Source organism: Streptomyces sp. NPDC058157, assembly GCF_042884105.1.
In the GTDB taxonomy this organism is placed as follows: domain Bacteria; phylum Actinomycetota; class Actinomycetes; order Streptomycetales; family Streptomycetaceae; genus Streptomyces.
Genome location: NZ_JBHVUQ010000166.1, coordinates 1 through 16469, shown reverse-complemented (window position 1 = coordinate 16469; position 16469 = coordinate 1). Strand labels below are relative to the sequence as shown.

The 16469-nt window shown below is 72.0% G+C and carries 15 protein-coding genes; 7 read left to right on the top strand and 8 right to left on the bottom strand.

Going from position 1 to position 16469, the window contains the following annotated elements; all coding sequences use genetic code 11:
* Positions 1-258: 258 nt before the first annotated feature.
* The 3 genes from pknB (at position 259) to ACFVXK_RS29930 (ending at position 3712) form a co-directional block, all read left to right on the top strand.
* The gene (gene pknB / locus ACFVXK_RS29940; RefSeq protein WP_389617515.1) at positions 259-2172 is read left to right on the top strand and encodes a Stk1 family PASTA domain-containing Ser/Thr kinase; all 1914 of its coding nucleotides are present in this window, start codon (positions 259-261) and stop codon (positions 2170-2172) included.
* A gap of 6 nt (positions 2173-2178) precedes the next feature.
* Complete coding sequence (locus tag ACFVXK_RS29935) at positions 2179-3039, top strand: deoxyribonuclease IV (RefSeq protein ID WP_389617512.1); 861 nt, start codon at positions 2179-2181, stop codon at positions 3037-3039.
* 100 nt (positions 3040-3139) lie between these two features.
* The gene (locus ACFVXK_RS29930) at positions 3140-3712 is read left to right on the top strand and encodes a DUF4396 domain-containing protein (RefSeq protein ID WP_389617509.1); all 573 of its coding nucleotides are present in this window, start codon (positions 3140-3142) and stop codon (positions 3710-3712) included.
* A gap of 6 nt (positions 3713-3718) precedes the next feature.
* Here ACFVXK_RS29930 and ACFVXK_RS29925 read toward each other — a convergent pair whose 3' ends face one another.
* Positions 3719-4351 (bottom strand): sulfite oxidase-like oxidoreductase, encoded by a 633-nt coding sequence (locus tag ACFVXK_RS29925; RefSeq protein ID WP_389617506.1) that lies wholly within the window; start codon positions 4349-4351, stop codon positions 3719-3721.
* A 172-nt stretch (positions 4352-4523) separates the two neighbouring features.
* On the opposite strand from ACFVXK_RS29925, the gene bfr reads away from it, so the two are divergent.
* On the top strand, positions 4524-5000 hold the full coding sequence (gene bfr, locus ACFVXK_RS29920; RefSeq protein WP_037926968.1) for a bacterioferritin: 477 nt from the start codon (positions 4524-4526) through the stop codon (positions 4998-5000).
* Positions 5001-5014: 14 nt separating this feature from the next.
* Here bfr and ACFVXK_RS29915 read toward each other — a convergent pair whose 3' ends face one another.
* Together ACFVXK_RS29915 and ACFVXK_RS29910 are read right to left on the bottom strand one after the other, a co-directional pair.
* Positions 5015-5272 (bottom strand): bacterioferritin-associated ferredoxin, encoded by a 258-nt coding sequence (locus tag ACFVXK_RS29915; RefSeq protein ID WP_389617503.1) that lies wholly within the window; start codon positions 5270-5272, stop codon positions 5015-5017.
* A 155-nt stretch (positions 5273-5427) separates the two neighbouring features.
* Positions 5428-6792 carry a class II 3-deoxy-7-phosphoheptulonate synthase gene (locus ACFVXK_RS29910; protein WP_389617500.1) on the bottom strand — a complete coding sequence of 455 codons (1365 nt, stop codon included), beginning with the start codon at positions 6790-6792 and terminating at the stop codon, positions 5428-5430.
* A 338-nt stretch (positions 6793-7130) separates the two neighbouring features.
* On the opposite strand from ACFVXK_RS29910, the gene ACFVXK_RS29905 reads away from it, so the two are divergent.
* A complete protein-coding gene (locus ACFVXK_RS29905; protein WP_389617497.1) occupies positions 7131-9041 on the top strand; it encodes an anthranilate synthase family protein in 1911 nt (636 codons plus the stop codon).
* A gap of 36 nt (positions 9042-9077) precedes the next feature.
* On the opposite strand, the gene ACFVXK_RS29900 is transcribed toward ACFVXK_RS29905, so the two are convergent.
* From ACFVXK_RS29900 to ACFVXK_RS29880, 5 genes are all read right to left on the bottom strand, one after another.
* Positions 9078-10082: a 2-hydroxyacid dehydrogenase gene (locus tag ACFVXK_RS29900; protein WP_389617494.1), complete on the bottom strand. Its 1005-nt coding sequence runs from the start codon at positions 10080-10082 to the stop codon at positions 9078-9080.
* Between the two features lie 112 nt (positions 10083-10194).
* Positions 10195-11226, bottom strand: a complete 1032-nt coding sequence (locus ACFVXK_RS29895; RefSeq protein ID WP_389617521.1) for a 6-phosphofructokinase — start codon at positions 11224-11226, stop codon at positions 10195-10197.
* A 155-nt stretch (positions 11227-11381) separates the two neighbouring features.
* Complete coding sequence (locus ACFVXK_RS29890; RefSeq protein WP_358899413.1) at positions 11382-12026, bottom strand: response regulator transcription factor; 645 nt, start codon at positions 12024-12026, stop codon at positions 11382-11384.
* Between the two features lie 59 nt (positions 12027-12085).
* A complete protein-coding gene (gene macS, locus ACFVXK_RS29885) occupies positions 12086-13300 on the bottom strand; it encodes a MacS family sensor histidine kinase (RefSeq protein WP_389617491.1) in 1215 nt (404 codons plus the stop codon).
* Positions 13301-13346: 46 nt separating this feature from the next.
* Positions 13347-14129: a lysophospholipid acyltransferase family protein gene (locus tag ACFVXK_RS29880; protein WP_389617518.1), complete on the bottom strand. Its 783-nt coding sequence runs from the start codon at positions 14127-14129 to the stop codon at positions 13347-13349.
* 216 nt (positions 14130-14345) lie between these two features.
* On the opposite strand from ACFVXK_RS29880, the gene ACFVXK_RS29875 reads away from it, so the two are divergent.
* Together ACFVXK_RS29875 and ACFVXK_RS29870 are read left to right on the top strand one after the other, a co-directional pair.
* Positions 14346-15125, top strand: coding sequence for an alpha/beta hydrolase (locus tag ACFVXK_RS29875; protein WP_389617488.1), 780 nt, complete (start codon positions 14346-14348; stop codon positions 15123-15125).
* Positions 15118-15669: a hypothetical protein gene (locus tag ACFVXK_RS29870; protein ID WP_389617485.1), complete on the top strand. Its 552-nt coding sequence runs from the start codon at positions 15118-15120 to the stop codon at positions 15667-15669. Before ACFVXK_RS29875 ends, ACFVXK_RS29870 begins: the two co-directional genes overlap by 8 nt.
* Positions 15670-16469 lie beyond the last annotated feature (800 nt).

Genomic DNA, 16469 nt, shown 5'->3' with positions numbered 1-16469 from the left:
CGATGAGGCTGACGGAAAACCCCCAGACCGGCTCTGAGACCGCCCAGGTCGGACCCCGACCCTCGTGGTGCCGAGCGGCTGTCCGCGTCCGCCCCGGCCGGACCCCGCCCGGCGGATGGCCCGGCCGGCCTCCGCTCCCGCCCCGGCGGGACCCCGCCCCCCCCCGACGGGGCGATGGCGGGCCCGCGCATGTCACGGCTGCGCTGCAAGCGTGGACGCCCCGGCCGGGGGTGGTGGGGGTCCTCGTAGAATCGGCGCGTGGATACGACCCTGGATGACCCCCTCGTCGGGCGCGTGCTCGACGGCCGCTACCGCGTCGACGCGCGCATCGCCGCAGGCGGCATGGCGACGGTCTACCGGGCGCTCGACACCCGCCTCGACCGCGTTCTCGCGCTCAAGATCATGCACCCGGACCTGGCCGCCGACGCCGGCTTCGTGGACCGTTTCATCCGCGAGGCGAAGTCCGTGGCCCGCCTCGCGCACCCCAACGTCGTCGCCGTCTTCGACCAGGGCACCGACGGCCCGTACACCTACCTCGCCATGGAGTACGTCTCCGGCTGCACCCTGCGCGACGTCCTGCGCGAGCGCGGCGCGCTCGCGCCCCGGGCCGCGCTCGACATCCTGGAGCCGGTCCTCGCCGCCCTCGGCACCGCCCACCGGGCCGGCTTCGTCCACCGGGACATCAAGCCCGAGAACGTCCTGATCGGCGACGACGGCCGGGTCAAGGTCGCCGACTTCGGCCTCGTCCGCTCCGTGGACGCCGCCACCCAGACCACCGGCTCCGTCCTCGGCACTGTCTCCTACCTCGCGCCCGAGCAGATCGAGGACGGGGTCTACGACACCCGCGTGGACGTCTACGCATGCGGCGTCGTCCTGTACGAGATGCTCACCGGCTCCAAACCCCACACCGGCGGTACACCCGCCCAGGTGCTGTTCCAGCACCTCAACGAGGACGTGCCGCCCCCTTCGGCCGCCGTTCCCGGGCTCCACGCGGCCCTCGACGAGCTCGTCGCCCAGGCCACCGCCCGCGCCCCCGAGCTGCGTCCCGCGGACGCCGCCGGCCTGCTGGGCATAACCCGCGAGGCCCGGGCCCGGATCGGCGAGGCCGAGCTCGACGCCGTGCCGCCGCAGGCGCGGTCCGCCGAGCGGTCCGCCGCCGAGGACCGCACCAGCGTGATCCCGCGCCCGCTGGCGGGCCAGGCCGCCGAGCCCGTCCTGCACCACACCTCCCGCCTGGAGCGGCCCGTCGCCCCGGCGCCGCAGGCGCCCCCGACTCCCCGCCGGCAGCGCCGCGGCATGTTCCTCGTCATCGCGGGGGTCCTGCTGGCCCTCGGCCTCGGCACCGGCGTCTGGTACATCACCGCCGGCCAGTTCACCAAGGTCCCCAACCTCCTCGGCAAGACCGAGGACCAGGCCAGGGCGGAGCTGTCCGCCGCCGGCCTCGGGGTCAAGAAGGTCGACCGGAAGTTCAGCGAGGCGTTCGAGCGCGGGACGGTCATGGACTCCGACCCCGTCGGCGGCAAGCAGATCCGCGGCAACGGCGCGGTGACGCTCACCGTCTCGCGCGGCCCCGAGCTGGTCAGCGTGCCCGACCTCAAGGGCCGCCCGCTGGAGGACGCCAAGGCCGAGCTGACGAAGGCGGGTCTGGCACCCGGCATCGTCACCCAGGCGTTCAGCCAGGACGTGGCCCAGGGCTCCGTGATCTCCACCGACCCGGCCGGCGGCCAGAAGCGGGCCCCCGACTCGGCCGTCGCCCTCCAGGTCAGCAAGGGCCGCCCGGTGCAGGTCCCGAACGTCACCGGACAGCCCGCCGACCAGGCGCGCGCCGCGCTGGAGACCCTCGGCCTGAAGGTGGCCACCGCCCCGGACCAGGTCAACTCCCCCGCGCCCGCCGGAACGGTCGCGAACCAGTCGGTCGCCGCGGGCACCCAGGCGGCCGGCGGGGACACCGTCACGCTGACCCTCTCCAAGGGCCCCCGCCCCGTCCCGGTGCCGAACGTCGCCGGTCAGGACGTGGACACGGCCCGCAAGACCCTGGAGGCCCTGGGCTTCAAGGTCAAGGTGGAGCGCCCGTTCCTCTCCTTCAGCAGCACGGTGGACACCCAGTCGGTGCCCGCCGGGCAGAGCGTCCCCGAGGGCAGCACGATCACCATCAAGACCAAGGGGCTCTGAGCAGCGGTGCTTCGCAATCCCGTGGGCGGGCACGTGCCCGTCGCCGGCGGGCTCGCCTCGGTGGGCCTGACGTACGCCCGTGAGCTGCGCGCGGAGGCCGTCCAGGTCTTCGTGGCCAACCCGCGCGGCTGGGCCACCCCGACCGGGAACCCGGCGCAGGACGAGCTGTTCCGGGCCCGGTGCGCCGAGGAGTCGGTCCCGGCGTACGTGCACGCCCCGTACCTGATCAACTTCGGCTCGCACACCGAGGCGACGGTGGAGAAGTCGGTGGAGTCGCTGCGGCATTCGCTGCGCCGGGCCCGGGAGATCGGCGCGCTCGGAGTGGTCGTGCACACCGGCTCGGCCACCGGCGGCCGTCCGCGTGAGGCGGCGTACGCGCAGGTCAGGGAGCACATGCTGCCGCTGCTGGACGAGCTGACGCACGAGGACGACCCGTTCCTGCTGCTGGAGTCGACGGCGGGCCAGGGCTCCTCGCTGTGCTCGCGGACCTGGGACTTCGGCCCGTACTTCGACGCCCTGGACCACCACGAGAAGCTGGGCATCTGCCTGGACACCTGCCACATCTTCGCGGCGGGCCACGACCTGGCCGAGCCGGGCGGCACGAAGCGGACGCTGGACCTGCTGGTGGACGCGGTCGGCGCGGGCCGGCTCAAGCTGATCCACGCCAACGACTCCAAGGAGGGCGTCGGCGCCCACAAGGACCGGCACGCCAACATCGGGCAGGGTCACATCGGCCGGGAGGCCTTCGCCGAGCTGTTCTCGCACCCGGAGACGGACGGCGTACCGCTGATCATCGAGACGCCGGGCGGCAAGGAGGGGCACGCGTCGGACGTGGCCCTGCTGAAGGAGCTCCGCGACCTGCACTGACACCACGGAAATCCTTGAGGGAATACCCCTGGGGGGTATACGGTTCCACCAGTCGGCGGGACCGCCACCCGGCGTTCCGCCAGACCTTCAGGGGGTAGTCATGGAGCAGGCGCACGAGCACCACGAACATCACGGGCACGAGGGTCACCACGGGCACGAGGGCCACGAGGGTCACGCAGGCCACGGCAATCAAGCGGCCCACGGCAACCACGCCGCCCACGCCCACCACGCCGGACCCGTCAGCTGGGGCATGGCCGCCAAGGCGACGCTCCACTGCCTCACCGGCTGCGCCATCGGCGAGGTGCTCGGCATGATCATCGGCACCGCGCTGGGCTGGGGGAACCTCCCGACGATGATCGTGGCGATCGTCCTCGCGTTCTTCTTCGGCTACGCCCTCACCCTGCGCGGCATCCTGGCCGCCGGCGTGGACTTCCGTTCGGCCGTCCGGGTGGCGCTCGCCGCGGACACCCTGTCGATCGCCGTCATGGAGCTGATCGACAACGGCGTCATCGCCGTCTGGCCGGGCGCCATGGACGCCCACCTCTCCGAGGCCCTGTTCTGGATCGTCCTGGTGATCTCGCTGGCGCTCGCCTTCGTCGTCACCACCCCGGTCAACAAGTGGATGATCGGCCGCGGCAAGGGCCACGCCGTCGTCCACCAGTACCACCACTGAGGACGCTCAGAGCTCCGGACCGTCCCCCGGCCCCTCCTGGTACGAGTACCGCTGCTCGCGCCAGGGGTCGCCGATGTTGTGGTAGCCGCGTTCCTCCCAGAAGCCGCGGCGGTCGGCGGTCATGTACTCCACCCCGCGGACCCACTTCGGGCCCTTCCAGGCGTACAGGTGCGGGACCACCAGGCGCAGCGGGAAGCCGTGTTCGGCCGTCAGCGGTTCGCCACCCATGTGGGTGGCGAAGACGGTCCGGTCGGAGGCGAAGTCCGCGAGTCTCAGGTTGGAGCTGAACCCGTACTCGGCCCACACCATCACATGCGTGACCTGCGGGGCGGGCGGCGCCAGGGCCAGGATCTCGCGGGCCAGCACCCCGCCCCATTCGGCGCCCTGCATGCTGAACTTGGTGACGCAGTGCAGGTCGGCCACCACGGTCTCGAACGGCAGCGCCGCGAACTGCTCGTGGTTCCAGCAGTGCTTCTCGCCGTCGGCCGTCGCCCCGAAGACGCGGAACTCCCAGCGGTCCGGCTTGAACTTGGGCACGGGACCGTAGTGGGTGACCGGCCAGCCCCTCTGCAACCGCTGCCCCGGAGGGAGCTCGAGCTGCTCTGCTCCCGGAAATTCCCGGCTGTCCGGCTGACCCATGCCTCCATGGTGACAGACGTGGCGGGGTGGTCACGACCAGGTACGAAACGAAACGGGCAACTAGCGGCAACTCCCACTAAGGAGGCACTTACTGGACGGCCCCACACGGCGGTGCAAAGATGCGCGCACTGCCCAGTCACCTAGCTGACATTGCTTGGAAGGAGCCTCTGCGATGCAGGGCGACCCCGAGGTCCTCGAGTTTCTGAACGAGCAGCTGACCGGCGAGCTCACGGCCATCAACCAGTACTGGCTGCACTACCGCATCCAGGACAACAAGGGGTGGACCAAGCTCGCCAAGTACACGCGTGAAGAGTCCATCGACGAGATGAAGCACGCGGACAAACTCACCGAGCGCATCCTCATGCTCGACGGCCTGCCGAATTACCAGCGCCTCTTCCACGTGCGCGTCGGCCAGACGATCACGGAGATGTTCCAGGCCGACCGGCAGGTCGAGGTGGAGGCCATCGACCGCCTCAAGCGCGGCATCGAGGTCATGCGCGGGAAGGGCGACATCACCTCCGCGCGCCTCTTCGAGGAGATCCTTGAGGACGAGGAGCACCACATCGACTACCTCGACACCCAACTGGAGCTCATCGAGTCCCTGGGCGAGGCGCTGTACATCGCCCAGCTCATCGAACAGCCCAGCTGAGGGTCTAGAGGGCTCTAGGCGGCTTCGGCCAGCCGCACCGGAGCCGGGTCGGCGGCGAGGACGGCGGCCGCGTTGCCCTTCTCCAGCAGTTCCCGGCGCGGGCACGCGCCACGGCCCAGCAGGCCCTGGATGGTCCGCACGCAGGAGCCGCAGTCCGTGCCGGCCTTGGTGGCCGAGGCGATCTGGCGGGGGGTGCAGGCCCCGGCCGCCGCGTGTTCCTTGACCTGCTTGTCGGTGACCCCGAAGCAAGAGCAGACGTACACGCGGTTCACCTCCCTGAGCGGAATGGTTCTTGCAGCCATCCCCGGTGCGGTGAGGCTTACCTAACCGTACCCAAAGTTAGGTAAGCCTAAAAGGCCCGGAGACGAGGATGGGGCGCGGATCACATGGATCCGCGCCCCGTCCTCACTCAGAGCTCATAAGCCCGTCACTGGTCGCGGTACATCTCCGCCACCAGGAACGCCAGGTCCAGGGACTGGCTGCGGTTGAGACGCGGGTCGCAGGCCGTCTCGTAGCGCTGGTGCAGGTCGTCGACGAAGATCTCGTCGCCGCCGCCCACACACTCGGTGACGTCGTCACCGGTGAGCTCGACGTGGATGCCGCCCGGGTGGGTGCCCAGCGCCTTGTGGACCTCGAAGAAGCCCTTGACCTCGTCGAGCACGTCGTCGAAACGGCGCGTCTTGTGGCCGGAGGCCGCCTCGAAGGTGTTGCCGTGCATAGGGTCGGTGACCCAGGCGACGGTCGCACCGGACGCGGTGACCTTCTCGACCAGCTCGGGGAGCTTGTCGCGGACCTTGTCGGCGCCCATGCGGACGACGAAGGTCAGCCGGCCCGGCTCGCGCTCGGGGTCCAGACGGTCGATGTACGTCAGCGCCTCGTCCACCGTGGTGGTCGGGCCGAGCTTGATGCCGATCGGGTTGGCGATCTGCGAGCAGAACTCGATGTGCGCGTGGTCCAGCTGGCGGGTGCGCTCACCGATCCAGACCATGTGGCCGGAGGTGTCGTACAGCTTGCCGGTACGGGAGTCCGTACGGGTGAGGGCGCCCTCGTAGTCCAGCAGCAGGGCCTCGTGCGAGGCGTAGAACTCCACCGCCTTGAACTCGGCCGGGTCCGTGCCACAGGCCTTCATGAAGTTCAGGGCGTTGTCGATCTCCCGCGCGAGCTGCTCGTAGCGCTGCCCGGACGGGGAGGACTTCACGAAGTCCTGGTTCCAGGCGTGCACCTGGCGCAGGTCGGCGTAACCGCCGGTGGTGAAGGCGCGCACCAGGTTCAGCGTGGAGGCCGACGCGTGGTACATGCGCTTCAGGCGCTCCGGGTCCGGGACGCGGGCCTCTTCGGTGAAGGCGAAGCCGTTGACCGAGTCGCCGCGGTAGGTCGGCAGGGTCACGCCGTCGCGGGTCTCGGTGTCCTTGGAGCGCGGCTTGGAGTACTGGCCCGCGATGCGGCCGACCTTGACGACGGGCACGGAGGCCGCGTACGTCAGGACGGCGCTCATCTGGAGCAGGGTCTTCAGCTTGGCGCGGATGTGGTCGGCGGAGACGGCGTCGAAGGCCTCGGCGCAGTCGCCGCCCTGAAGCAGGAACGCCTCGCCCTTGGCGACGGCTCCCAGGCGGGCGCGCAGCTGGTCGCACTCGCCCGCGAAGACGAGCGGAGGATACGACTCGAGGTCCGCGACGACAGCGCGCAGGGCCTCGGCATCGGGGTACGAAGGCTGCTGCGCCGCGGGAAGGTCTCGCCAGGTCGCCTTGGCGGCGAGGGCGTGGGTTTCAGCGTTCACGGTCACCTCGTACACATTACGGCGTCATTCGCCGTGTCCGGCCGGACGACCACCAGGTGAGACGGTGTCGCCCGATGGCTCGAAGGCCAGCGGACCCGGGATGAACGGAATTCAAGGTTCATCCCACAAAAGAGGCGGGATGCGGCAGGGAGCGGCCCGCGTGGGCTAGGGTGCCTCCCATGTACGCGCTCTCCGTCCAGAACTGGTGGTGGTCCGCTCCCGGCGGCCCGCCCCTCGTGCGTACCCACTGACACGAGCGACACCAAGGCCGCCCCGAGGGGCGGCCTTCTGCGTACGCAGGCAGAACCGGGGCCGCCCCTCCTCCCGACACCCACCGGAAGGACGCCCGCCCCATGGCCCAGCCCGAGTTCTCCCCGTTCTCCCTCTCCCGGCTCCTCGACGAGGACGCCCCGCCCTTCGCGCTGCTGCGCCGGCGCACCCCCGGCCGCGACCACGACACCGTCGAGGTGCTCCTCGGCCCGGTCCACGAGGCCGACCGGCTGGCCGACCTGCCGGTCGGCGAGCTGCCCACCCTGGCGCTGGTCCCGTTCCGGCAGATCCGCGAGCGCGGGTTCGACGTGCGCGACGACGGCACTCCCCTGGCCGTACTGGCCGCCGAGGAGGCCTACGAGATCCCGCTCGCCGAAGCCCTGGCCGCCCTCCCGGACCACGGCGTACGGGTCGAGGGCGGCGGCTTCGACGTCGGCGACGAGGAGTACGCGGCCACCGTCGAGCGGGTGATCCGCGACGAGATCGGCCGCGGCGAGGGCGCGAACTTCGTGATCCGGCGGACGTACGGGGGCCGGATCGACGGTTTCGGCCGGGCCGACGCCCTGGCCCTGTTCCGGCGGCTGCTGGAGGGCGAACGGGGCGCGTACTGGACGTACGTGGTCCACACGCCGGACCGCACCCTGGTGGGGGCCAGCCCCGAGGTCCACGTCCGCATGACGGGCGGCACGGTGGTCATGAACCCCATCAGCGGCACCTACCGCTACCCGGCCGCAGGCCCCACGGCCGACTCCCTCCTCGCCTTCCTCGGCGACCGCAAGGAGACCGAGGAGCTGTCGATGGTGGTGGACGAGGAACTGAAGATGATGTGCACGGTCGGCGACATGGGCGGCACCGTCGTCGGCCCCCGCCTGCGGGAGATGGCCCACCTCGCGCACACCGAGTACGAGCTGCGCGGCCGCTCCTCGCTGGACGTCCGGGAGGTGCTGAAGGAGACCATGTTCGCGGCGACGGTGACCGGCTCGCCGGTGCAGAACGCCTGCCGGGTGATCGAACGGTACGAGGACGGGGGCCGCGGCTACTACGCGGGTGCCCTGGCCCTGCTCGGGGTGGACGCGTCCGGCGCCCAGACCCTGGACTCCCCCATCCTGATCCGCACCGCCGACATCGCCCCGGACGGGAGGCTGCGGGTCCCGGTCGGGGCCACCCTGGTCCGCCACTCGGACCCGCGGGGCGAGGTGGCCGAGACGCACGCCAAGGCGGCCGGGGTGCTGGCCGCGCTGGGCGTGCGCGAGGCCGCGCCCCGGCCCGTCGCCTCCGGCGGCGCCCGGCTGGCGGACGACCCCCGGGTCCAGGCGGCGCTGGCCGCGCGGCGGGCGGACCTGGCGCCGTTCTGGCTGCGGATGCAGGAGCGGCTGCCCGCGGCCGGGGGGCACGCGCTGGTGGTGGACGGCGAGGACACCTTCACGGCGATGCTCGCGCACGTGCTGCGGGCGGCGGGCCTGTCGGTGACGGTACGCCGCTACGACGAGCCGGGGCTGCGGGAGGCGGCCCTGGCCTGGGCGGGCCCGATCGTGCTGGGCCCGGGCCCGGGCGACCCCTCCGACCCGGCGGACCCGAAGATGCGGATGCTGCGCGGGCTGGCGGGCGAACTGCTCGCCTCGCACCGGGGCGGGCTGCTCGGGGTCTGCCTGGGGCACGAACTGCTGGCGGCGGAGCTCGGCCTGCCCCTGGTCCGCAAGGCGGAGCCGGCGCAGGGGGCGCAGGTGCGGATCGACCTCTTCGGGCGGCCGGAGGTGGTCGGCTTCTACAACACGTACACCGCCGCCTGCGACGCGGAGACGGAGGCGGAGCTGGCGGCGCACGGGGTCGAGGTCTCCCGCGACCCCCTCACGTCCGAGGTCCACGCCCTGCGCTGCGCGGCGCGCGGCTTCGCGGGCGTCCAGTTCCACCCGGAGTCGGTACTCACCCTGCGGGGGGCGGCCCTCGTCGCCGACCTGGTCCGCGCCGTGGTCCCGGCGGGACGTCGGGGGTAGCCCGGGGGGGCGGCCCTGCGGGGCCGCCCCCGGCCGTCAGGCCGGGCCCGGGACGAGGGTGTTCTCGGAGCGGCGGCCCGCGAGGTAGTCGGCCACGTTCCGGACGGTCGCCTCGATGATCTGCCCCACCGCGTCGTGCGTGTAGTACGCCTGGTGGGAAGTGACGAGCACGTTCGGAAACGTGATCAGCCGCGCGAGCGTGTCGTCCGGCACCGCCTCCAGGGACTTGTCCAGGAAGAACACCCCCGCCTCCGCCTCGTACACGTCCAATCCGACCCCCGCGAACCGCCCCGCCCGCAACTCCCCGACCAGCGCCTCCGTGTCGACCAGCCCGCCCCGGCTGGAGTTCACCAGGATCGCGTCGTCCTTCATCACCGCCAGCGCCCGCGCGTCGACCACGTGCCGGGTCGCCTCCAGCAGCGGCACGTGCAGGCTGATCAGGTCCGCCGCGGCGAACAGCTCCTCCTTCGCCACGTACGTCATCCCCAGCTCCACGCACGCCGGGTTCGGCGCGAGGTCCCAGCCCAGCAGCCGCATCCCGAACCCGTGCGCGATCCGCGCGAACGCCTCGCCGATCTTCCCCGTCCCCAGCACCCCCGCCGTCCGCCCCCGCATGTCCCGGCCCATCAGCCCGTTCAGCCGGAAGTCGAAGTCCCGGGTGCGGTTCGAGGCGCGGACGATGCGCCGGTTCACGGCCATGGCGAGGGTCCAGGCGAACTCGGCGACCGAGTAGGGGGAGTAGTACGAGACCCGGCTGACGGTCAGCCCCAGCCGCCGGGCCGCGTCGAGGTCGATGTTGTTGAAGCCGGTGGACCGCTGGGCGATCAGCCGGGTCCCGCCCGCCGCCAGGACGTTCAGGACCCGGCCGCCCAGGTCGGCGTTGACGCTGGAGGAGACCACCTCGTACCCGGCGGCGATCGGCGCGGTGTCCTCGTCGAGGAAGACGTCGAGGCAGCGGACCTCGTGCCGGCCCTGCCCCGCGAAGGCCCGTTGCAGGAGGGGTTCCTCGTCGGCGGTCACCCCGAAGGCCAGGATCTCCACGCTCAGCTCACTCCCGGAAGGTCGGACCAGAGGCCGGCATCGTGTCGCTTTCCTCACGATACGTCCCGTGGTCCGACCTCCCGCAGAGGCGGGGCGGCGGCTCAGCGGCGGCTCAGCCGAAGAAGACCCCGGCCTCCTCGTACAGCGCCGGGTCCACCGTCTTCAGCCGCGCCGTGGCCTCGGCGATCGGCACCCGCACGATGTCCGTCCCCTTCAGCGCGACCATCTTCCCGAAGTCCCCGTCCCGCACCGCGTCGATCGCGTGCAGCCCGAACCGGGTGGCCAGCCAGCGGTCGAAGGCGCTCGGGGTGCCGCCGCGCTGGATGTGCCCGAGGACCGTCGTACGGGCCTCCTTGCCGGTCCGCGCCTCGATCTCCTTCGCCAGCCACTCCCCCACGCCCGACAGCCGGACGTGCCCGAAGGAGTCCCGGGAGACGGCGTCCTTGAGCACCAGGTCGCCGTCCTTGGGCATGGCCCCCTCGGCCACCACCACGATCGGCGCGTAGCTCGCCGTGAAGCGGGAGGTCACCCAGGCGCAGACCTGGTCCACGTCGAAGCGCTGCTCGGGGATGAGGATGACGTTCGCCCCGCCCGCCAGCCCCGAGTGCAGGGCGATCCAGCCGGCGTGCCGGCCCATCACCTCGCAGACCAGCACCCGCATGTGCGACTCGGCCGTGGTGTGCAGCCGGTCGATGGCCTCCGTCGCGATACCGACGGCCGTGTCGAAGCCGAAGGTGTAGTCGGTGGCCGACAGGTCGTTGTCGATGGTCTTGGGCACGCCGACACAGGGGATGCCGTACTCCTCGTACAGCCGCGCGGCCACGCCCAGGGTGTCCTCGCCGCCGATCGCGATGAGCGCGTCGACCTCGGCCTTGGCGAGGTTCTCCTTGATGGCGCGGACCCCGTTCTCCGTCTTGAACGGGTTGGTGCGCGAGGACCCGAGGATGGTGCCGCCGCGCGGCAGGATCCCGCGGACGGCGGGGATGTCCAGCGGGACGGTGTCCCCCTCGACCGGCCCCCGCCAGCCGTCCTTGAACCCGACGAACCCGTACCCGTACTCCTGGACGCCCTTGCGGACGACGCCCCTGATCACCGCGTTGAGCCCGGGGCAGTCGCCACCGCCCGTGAGCACTCCGACCTTCATGGAATCTCCCTTCGCCATGACCGTCACGCTAGTGGTGACCCAGGTCACAGCGAGGGCCCTGGAGTGGACAATTCCGGTGGAATTACGGGGCGTTGCGTACGCGTGTTCACTCGTACGGGGAAGTAAGTACGACCGGTGGGTACGCCCGGACACCCTTACGCGTCGTCGAGCCCGCGCTCTATCGCGTACCGGACGAGCTCCACCCGGTTGTGCAGCTGGAGCTTGCCCAGGGTGTTCTGCACGTGGTTCTGCACCGTGCGGTGCGAGATGACCAGCCGCTCGGCGATCTGCTTGTACGACAGCCCCTTGGCCACCAGGCGCAGCACCTCCGTCTCCCGGTCGGTCAGCTGCGGGGCCTTCGGCTCGTCGGCGGCGGCCGGCGCCGGGTCGGTGGCCAGGCGCCGGTACTCGCCGAGGACCAGTCCCGCCAGGCCCGGGGTGAAGACGGGGTCCCCGGCGGCGGTGCGGCGCACCGCGTCGATCAACTCCTGCGCCCCGGCGGACTTCATCAGGTAACCGGTGGCCCCCGACTTCACCGCCTCCAGCACGTCCGCGTGCTCCCCGCTCGCCGACAGGACCAGCACCCGCAGCGCGGGGTCGGTGCCGACCAGCTCCTTGCAGACCTGGACCCCGGGCATGCCGGGCAGGTTGAGGTCCAGGACCAGCACCCGGGGGGCGGCGGCGCGGGCGCGGCGCACCGCCTCGGGGCCGTCCCCGGCGGTGGCGACCACGTCGAAGCCGGCGGCGGCCAGGTCGCGGGCGACCGCGTCCCGCCACATCGGATGGTCGTCGACGACCATCACCTTGATGTCGTGGAGCTCGCCCGCGCCGCTGCCGACGCCCTCGCTGCCGCTGTCGTTCACTGGGTCCTCCCCCTCGGTACTTTCAGTTCCACTTCGGTGCCCTGCCCGGGGACGGACACCAGCTCGGCGCTGCCGCCGAGGTCGCGCAGCCGGCCCCGGATGGACAGGGCCACGCCCATCCGCCCCTCGCCCTCCGCCTGGTCGAGCCGGCCGGCCGGGATGCCCGGGCCGTCGTCCCGTACGGTCACGATCACCTCGTCGCCCCAGTCCTCGACCAGGATCCAGGCGCTGGCCCCCTCCCCGGCGTGCTTGCGCACGTTGTCCAGGGCGGCGCCCACGGCCGCGGCCAGCTCCCGCGCGGCGGGCGCGGGCAGCTGCACCGGGGCGCCCGGCTCGGCGAAGCTCACCCGCGAACCGGCGTGCGGGGCCAGCAGGGCCCGCAGGTCCAGCTCGCCCTCGTCGCCGCCCGGCTCCTCCACCTCGTACGTGTCCACCAGCGCGCCCAGCGCCCCGTCGCGCGAGACCCGGGAGGGGCGGACCAGCCCGCTGGAGACCAGGGTGCGCAGCGCCACCTCCTGCTCCCCGGCCATCCGGCCCAGCTCCGCGGCTTCGCCGCCCAGCTCGGTGCCCCGCCGCTGGACCATGGCGAGGACCTGGAGGACCCCGTCGTGGATGTCGCGGGCGAGGCGTTCGCGCTCCCGGGTCGCCGCCTCGATCTCCAGGGCGCGGGCGAGGGTCGCCTCGCTGGCCCGGGCGACCTCGACGACGTAGCCGAGGGCTATGGAGGCGACCCAGACCAGCAGCACGTTGTGCAGGGTGTCCCGGGTGGGGTCGCCGCCGTGGATGGCGATGTTGGCGACGGCCACGAAGGTGGAGGCGATGCCGGCCCAGCGCCAGCCGCCCTTGAGGGCGAAGGCGAGGACCGAGCCGGCCGTCCAGATGCTGGGGAGGGTGGGGCCGCCCGCCTGGATGCGGGCGTGGGTGTCGGCGAGCGGGGTGAGGGCGATCCCGGCGAGGGCGACGGTGAGGTCCGCGGCCAGGAAGCCCCTGGTGCAGTGCGCCGCGCCGCCCACCCTGCGGTAGGTGGCCAGGGTCCAGACGGCGAGGACGGCGAGGTAGCCGGCCGCGACGCCGGGCCGGACGAAGTCCTTGTGGGCGAAGGCGAACAGCAGCACCGCGTAGACCATGGTGAGCAGCCGGTACGCGGTCAGCGCCCGCCACAGCGGCTGCTCGACCGACATCCGCACGACGCGCTCGCGCTTCGCCGCCATCTCCCCCACCCCCGCCGCGCGGACGGCAGCCTGCCGCCCCCAGGACCTACTCCGCGCCGCCGACGCCCTGCTCGCCCTTGTCGCCCTTGTCGCCCTTGTCGCCCTTGTCCGCCTTCGCGGAGTCCTTTGCGGAGTCCTTTGCCGCCTTGGCGGCCTTCTCCGCGTCCGCGATCTGCCGCTTGGCGGCCGTCGCATAGATGTCGACGTACTCCTGGCCGGAGAGCTTCATGATCTCGTACATGACCTCGTCGGTCACCGAGCGCAGGATGAAGCGGTCCCCGTCCATGCCCTGGTAGCGGCTGAAGTCCAGCGGCTTGCCGATCCGGATCCCCGGGCGCATCAGCTTGGGGACCACCTTGCCGGGCGGCTGGATCTTCTCGGTGTCGATCATCGCCACCGGGATCACCGGCGCACCGGTGGCCAGCGCCACCCGGGCCAGGCCGCCGGGCTTGCCCCGGTAGAGGCGGCCGTCGGGTGAACGGGTCCCCTCGGGGTAGATACCGAACAGCTCCCCGCGCTCGATGACCTCGATGCCGCTCTTGATGGCGGCCTCGCCCGCACCGCGCGCGCCGGAGCGGTCCACGGGGAGCTGGCCGACGCCCTTGAAGAAGGCCGCGGTCAGCTTGCCCTTGACCCCGGGGGAGGTGAAGTACTCCGCCTTCGCGATGAAGGTCACCTTCCGGTCCAGCACGGCCGGGAGGAAGAAGGAGTCGGAGAAGGACAGGTGGTTGCTCGCGAGGATCGCCGGCCCCTCCGCGGGAATGTTCTCGAGGCCCTCCACCCACGGCCTGAAGGCGAGCTTCAGGGACCCGCCGATGGAGAACTTCATTGCGCCGTAGATCAACTCGAAAGCCTTCCTGTGTCTGTCGATCAGACCATAACCCGTGGCTCCGCCGAGAGCGCCCGACGACCCTGGTCGGTGTCATCCCGGTCGCGTACGGTGAAGTCACACAGCGCGACGCACCCGTACGTACCCGTACCTCGCACGCGTCATGGCCCCCGTCGAGTCGTTATGTCATCGTCCTCACCAATCAAGGAGACTGTGGTGCCCGTCCTCCCTGGAGCAGAGCCGTTCCGCCACGAGGGCGGAGAGGTGGGCGTGCTCCTCTGCCACGGCTTCACCGGTTCCCCGCAGTCGCTGCGCCCCTGGGCCGAGTACCTGGCCGAGCGCGGACTGACGGTCTCGCTGCCCCTGCTGCCGGGTCACGGCACGCGCTGGCAGGACATGCAGCTCACCGGCTGGCAGGACTGGTACGCCGAGGTGGACCGGGCGCTGCGGGAGCTGCTGGAGCGGTGCGAGCAGGTGTTCGCGTTCGGGCTCTCGATGGGCGGCGCCCTGACCCTGCGGCTGGCCGCCAAGCACGGGGAGGCGATCAGCGGCATCGTCCTCGTCAACCCGGCCAACAAGGTGCACGACCCGCTGGCCGTGACCCTCCCGGTGACCAAGCACTTCATCCGGTCCACGCCGGGCATCGCCAGCGACATCGCCAAGCCGGGCGCGGCCGAGGTCGGCTACGACCGGGTCCCGACGAAGGCGGCGCATTCGCTGAAGAAGTTCTTCCAGCTGGTCGACACCGAGCTGCCGCAGGTCACGCAGCCGGTGCTGCTGCTCCACAGCCCCCAGGACCACGTGGTCCCGCCGGTCGACTCGGAGCGGATCCTGGCGCGGGTGTCGTCGACCGACGTCACCGAGACCCTGCTGGAACAGAGTTACCACGTCGCGACGTTGGACCATGACGCGGAGCGGATCTTCGCGGACAGCTATGCGTTCGTCGGACGGCTCGCGGAGAGCGTCGGCAGGGAGGGGGCGGCCAGCGGTGGCTGAGCACGAGGAGTCCTCCGGGGGTGTGCCCCCGCTGGACGAGGAAGCGGCGTGGGCCGCGATCGTCGCCGGGTACGGGCAGGAACCGCCGGACCCGCCGGGGGCCCGTCCGTTCCGGCCCATCGAGAACCTGATGCTGCCGGAGGAGGACGTCCAGCCGGAGCCCCCGGCCGCCGCGCCGACGACGCCGACGGCCCTCGGCAGCTCGGTGGTCTTCGCCCCGGGCGTCGGCCTCGGCCCCCGCGACCACACCCCGGCGGAGCCGAAGGACGGGGACCTGGCGGGGGAAGGGGGCGACGAGGGCCACTTCGTCCCCCCGGAACCCCCGGAGCTCCCGCAGGCGGACACGACGGCGAAGTTCGCCTGGCTGGCGGTGGTTGGCGGCCCGGTCCTGCTGCTGCTGGCGGTACTGCTCCAGTGGGACATGACCTGGTGGCTCACCACCCTGGGCATCGGCGGCTTCCTGGGCGGCTTCGCCACCCTGGTGGCCCGCATGTCGGGCGACACCGATGACGACGACGACCCGGGACGCGGGGCGGTGGTCTAGGGGGGCGGCGGCGTACGGCCCCGCGGCGCGGGCCCGCCATCTCCCCCGCAAGGGGCCGGGGGCGGGTCGGCGACTGTCCACCCGCCTCCCCGGGTGTGGGGCGGTGGGTGGGGGACGGGATCCCGCGAGGCGGTGCTGAACAGCCGGCCGGCAGCGGGGAGGGCGGGACCCGACCCGGTCGGTCTCAGGGAGGGTTGGGGGCTTCCCGCCAGTCTCATCGTCCTTCCGCGTCGGGCCGCCCTGTCAAGGGCGCTCCTTCGTCGCGTCGCTTCGCGATCGCCTACGGCGACCCTTGACAGACCGTCCCGCCACGAAACGCCGAAGACTGCCGGGAACCCCCCAAAGGAACGGGACGGATGTTCCTGGGCCATGCGGCGGGATCAGGGATCAGGCGGCCCCCCGAGCGTCGCCTCGCCGGCCATCCGGGCCGTCATGCATACCCTGCGGAACCGCCTCCACGCACCAGATCGCTACGCGCTCCTCCCGTCTCAGCGTCCGCCGCCCGTCTGGGGCCGCTGCAGTAGCCGAAGGACGACGGATTCGTCATCCAGGGCCGTGGGCGCCCCAAATCGCTACGCGCTCCTCTCTCCTCGGCGTCTATCGACCGTCAGGGGCTGATACCCGCAGCAAAAGGCGACGGAATCGGCATCCGATAGCGGCGGGCGCATCAGATCGCTACGCGCTCCTCTCGTCTCGGCGTCCGGCCGCCGTCTTGGGTTGGTAGGCGAGCCACATGCCAATCGGCAGAGCATCCCGGCCCAAGACGGCCGCCGGACGCCGGAAATCGAGGAGCGCGTAGC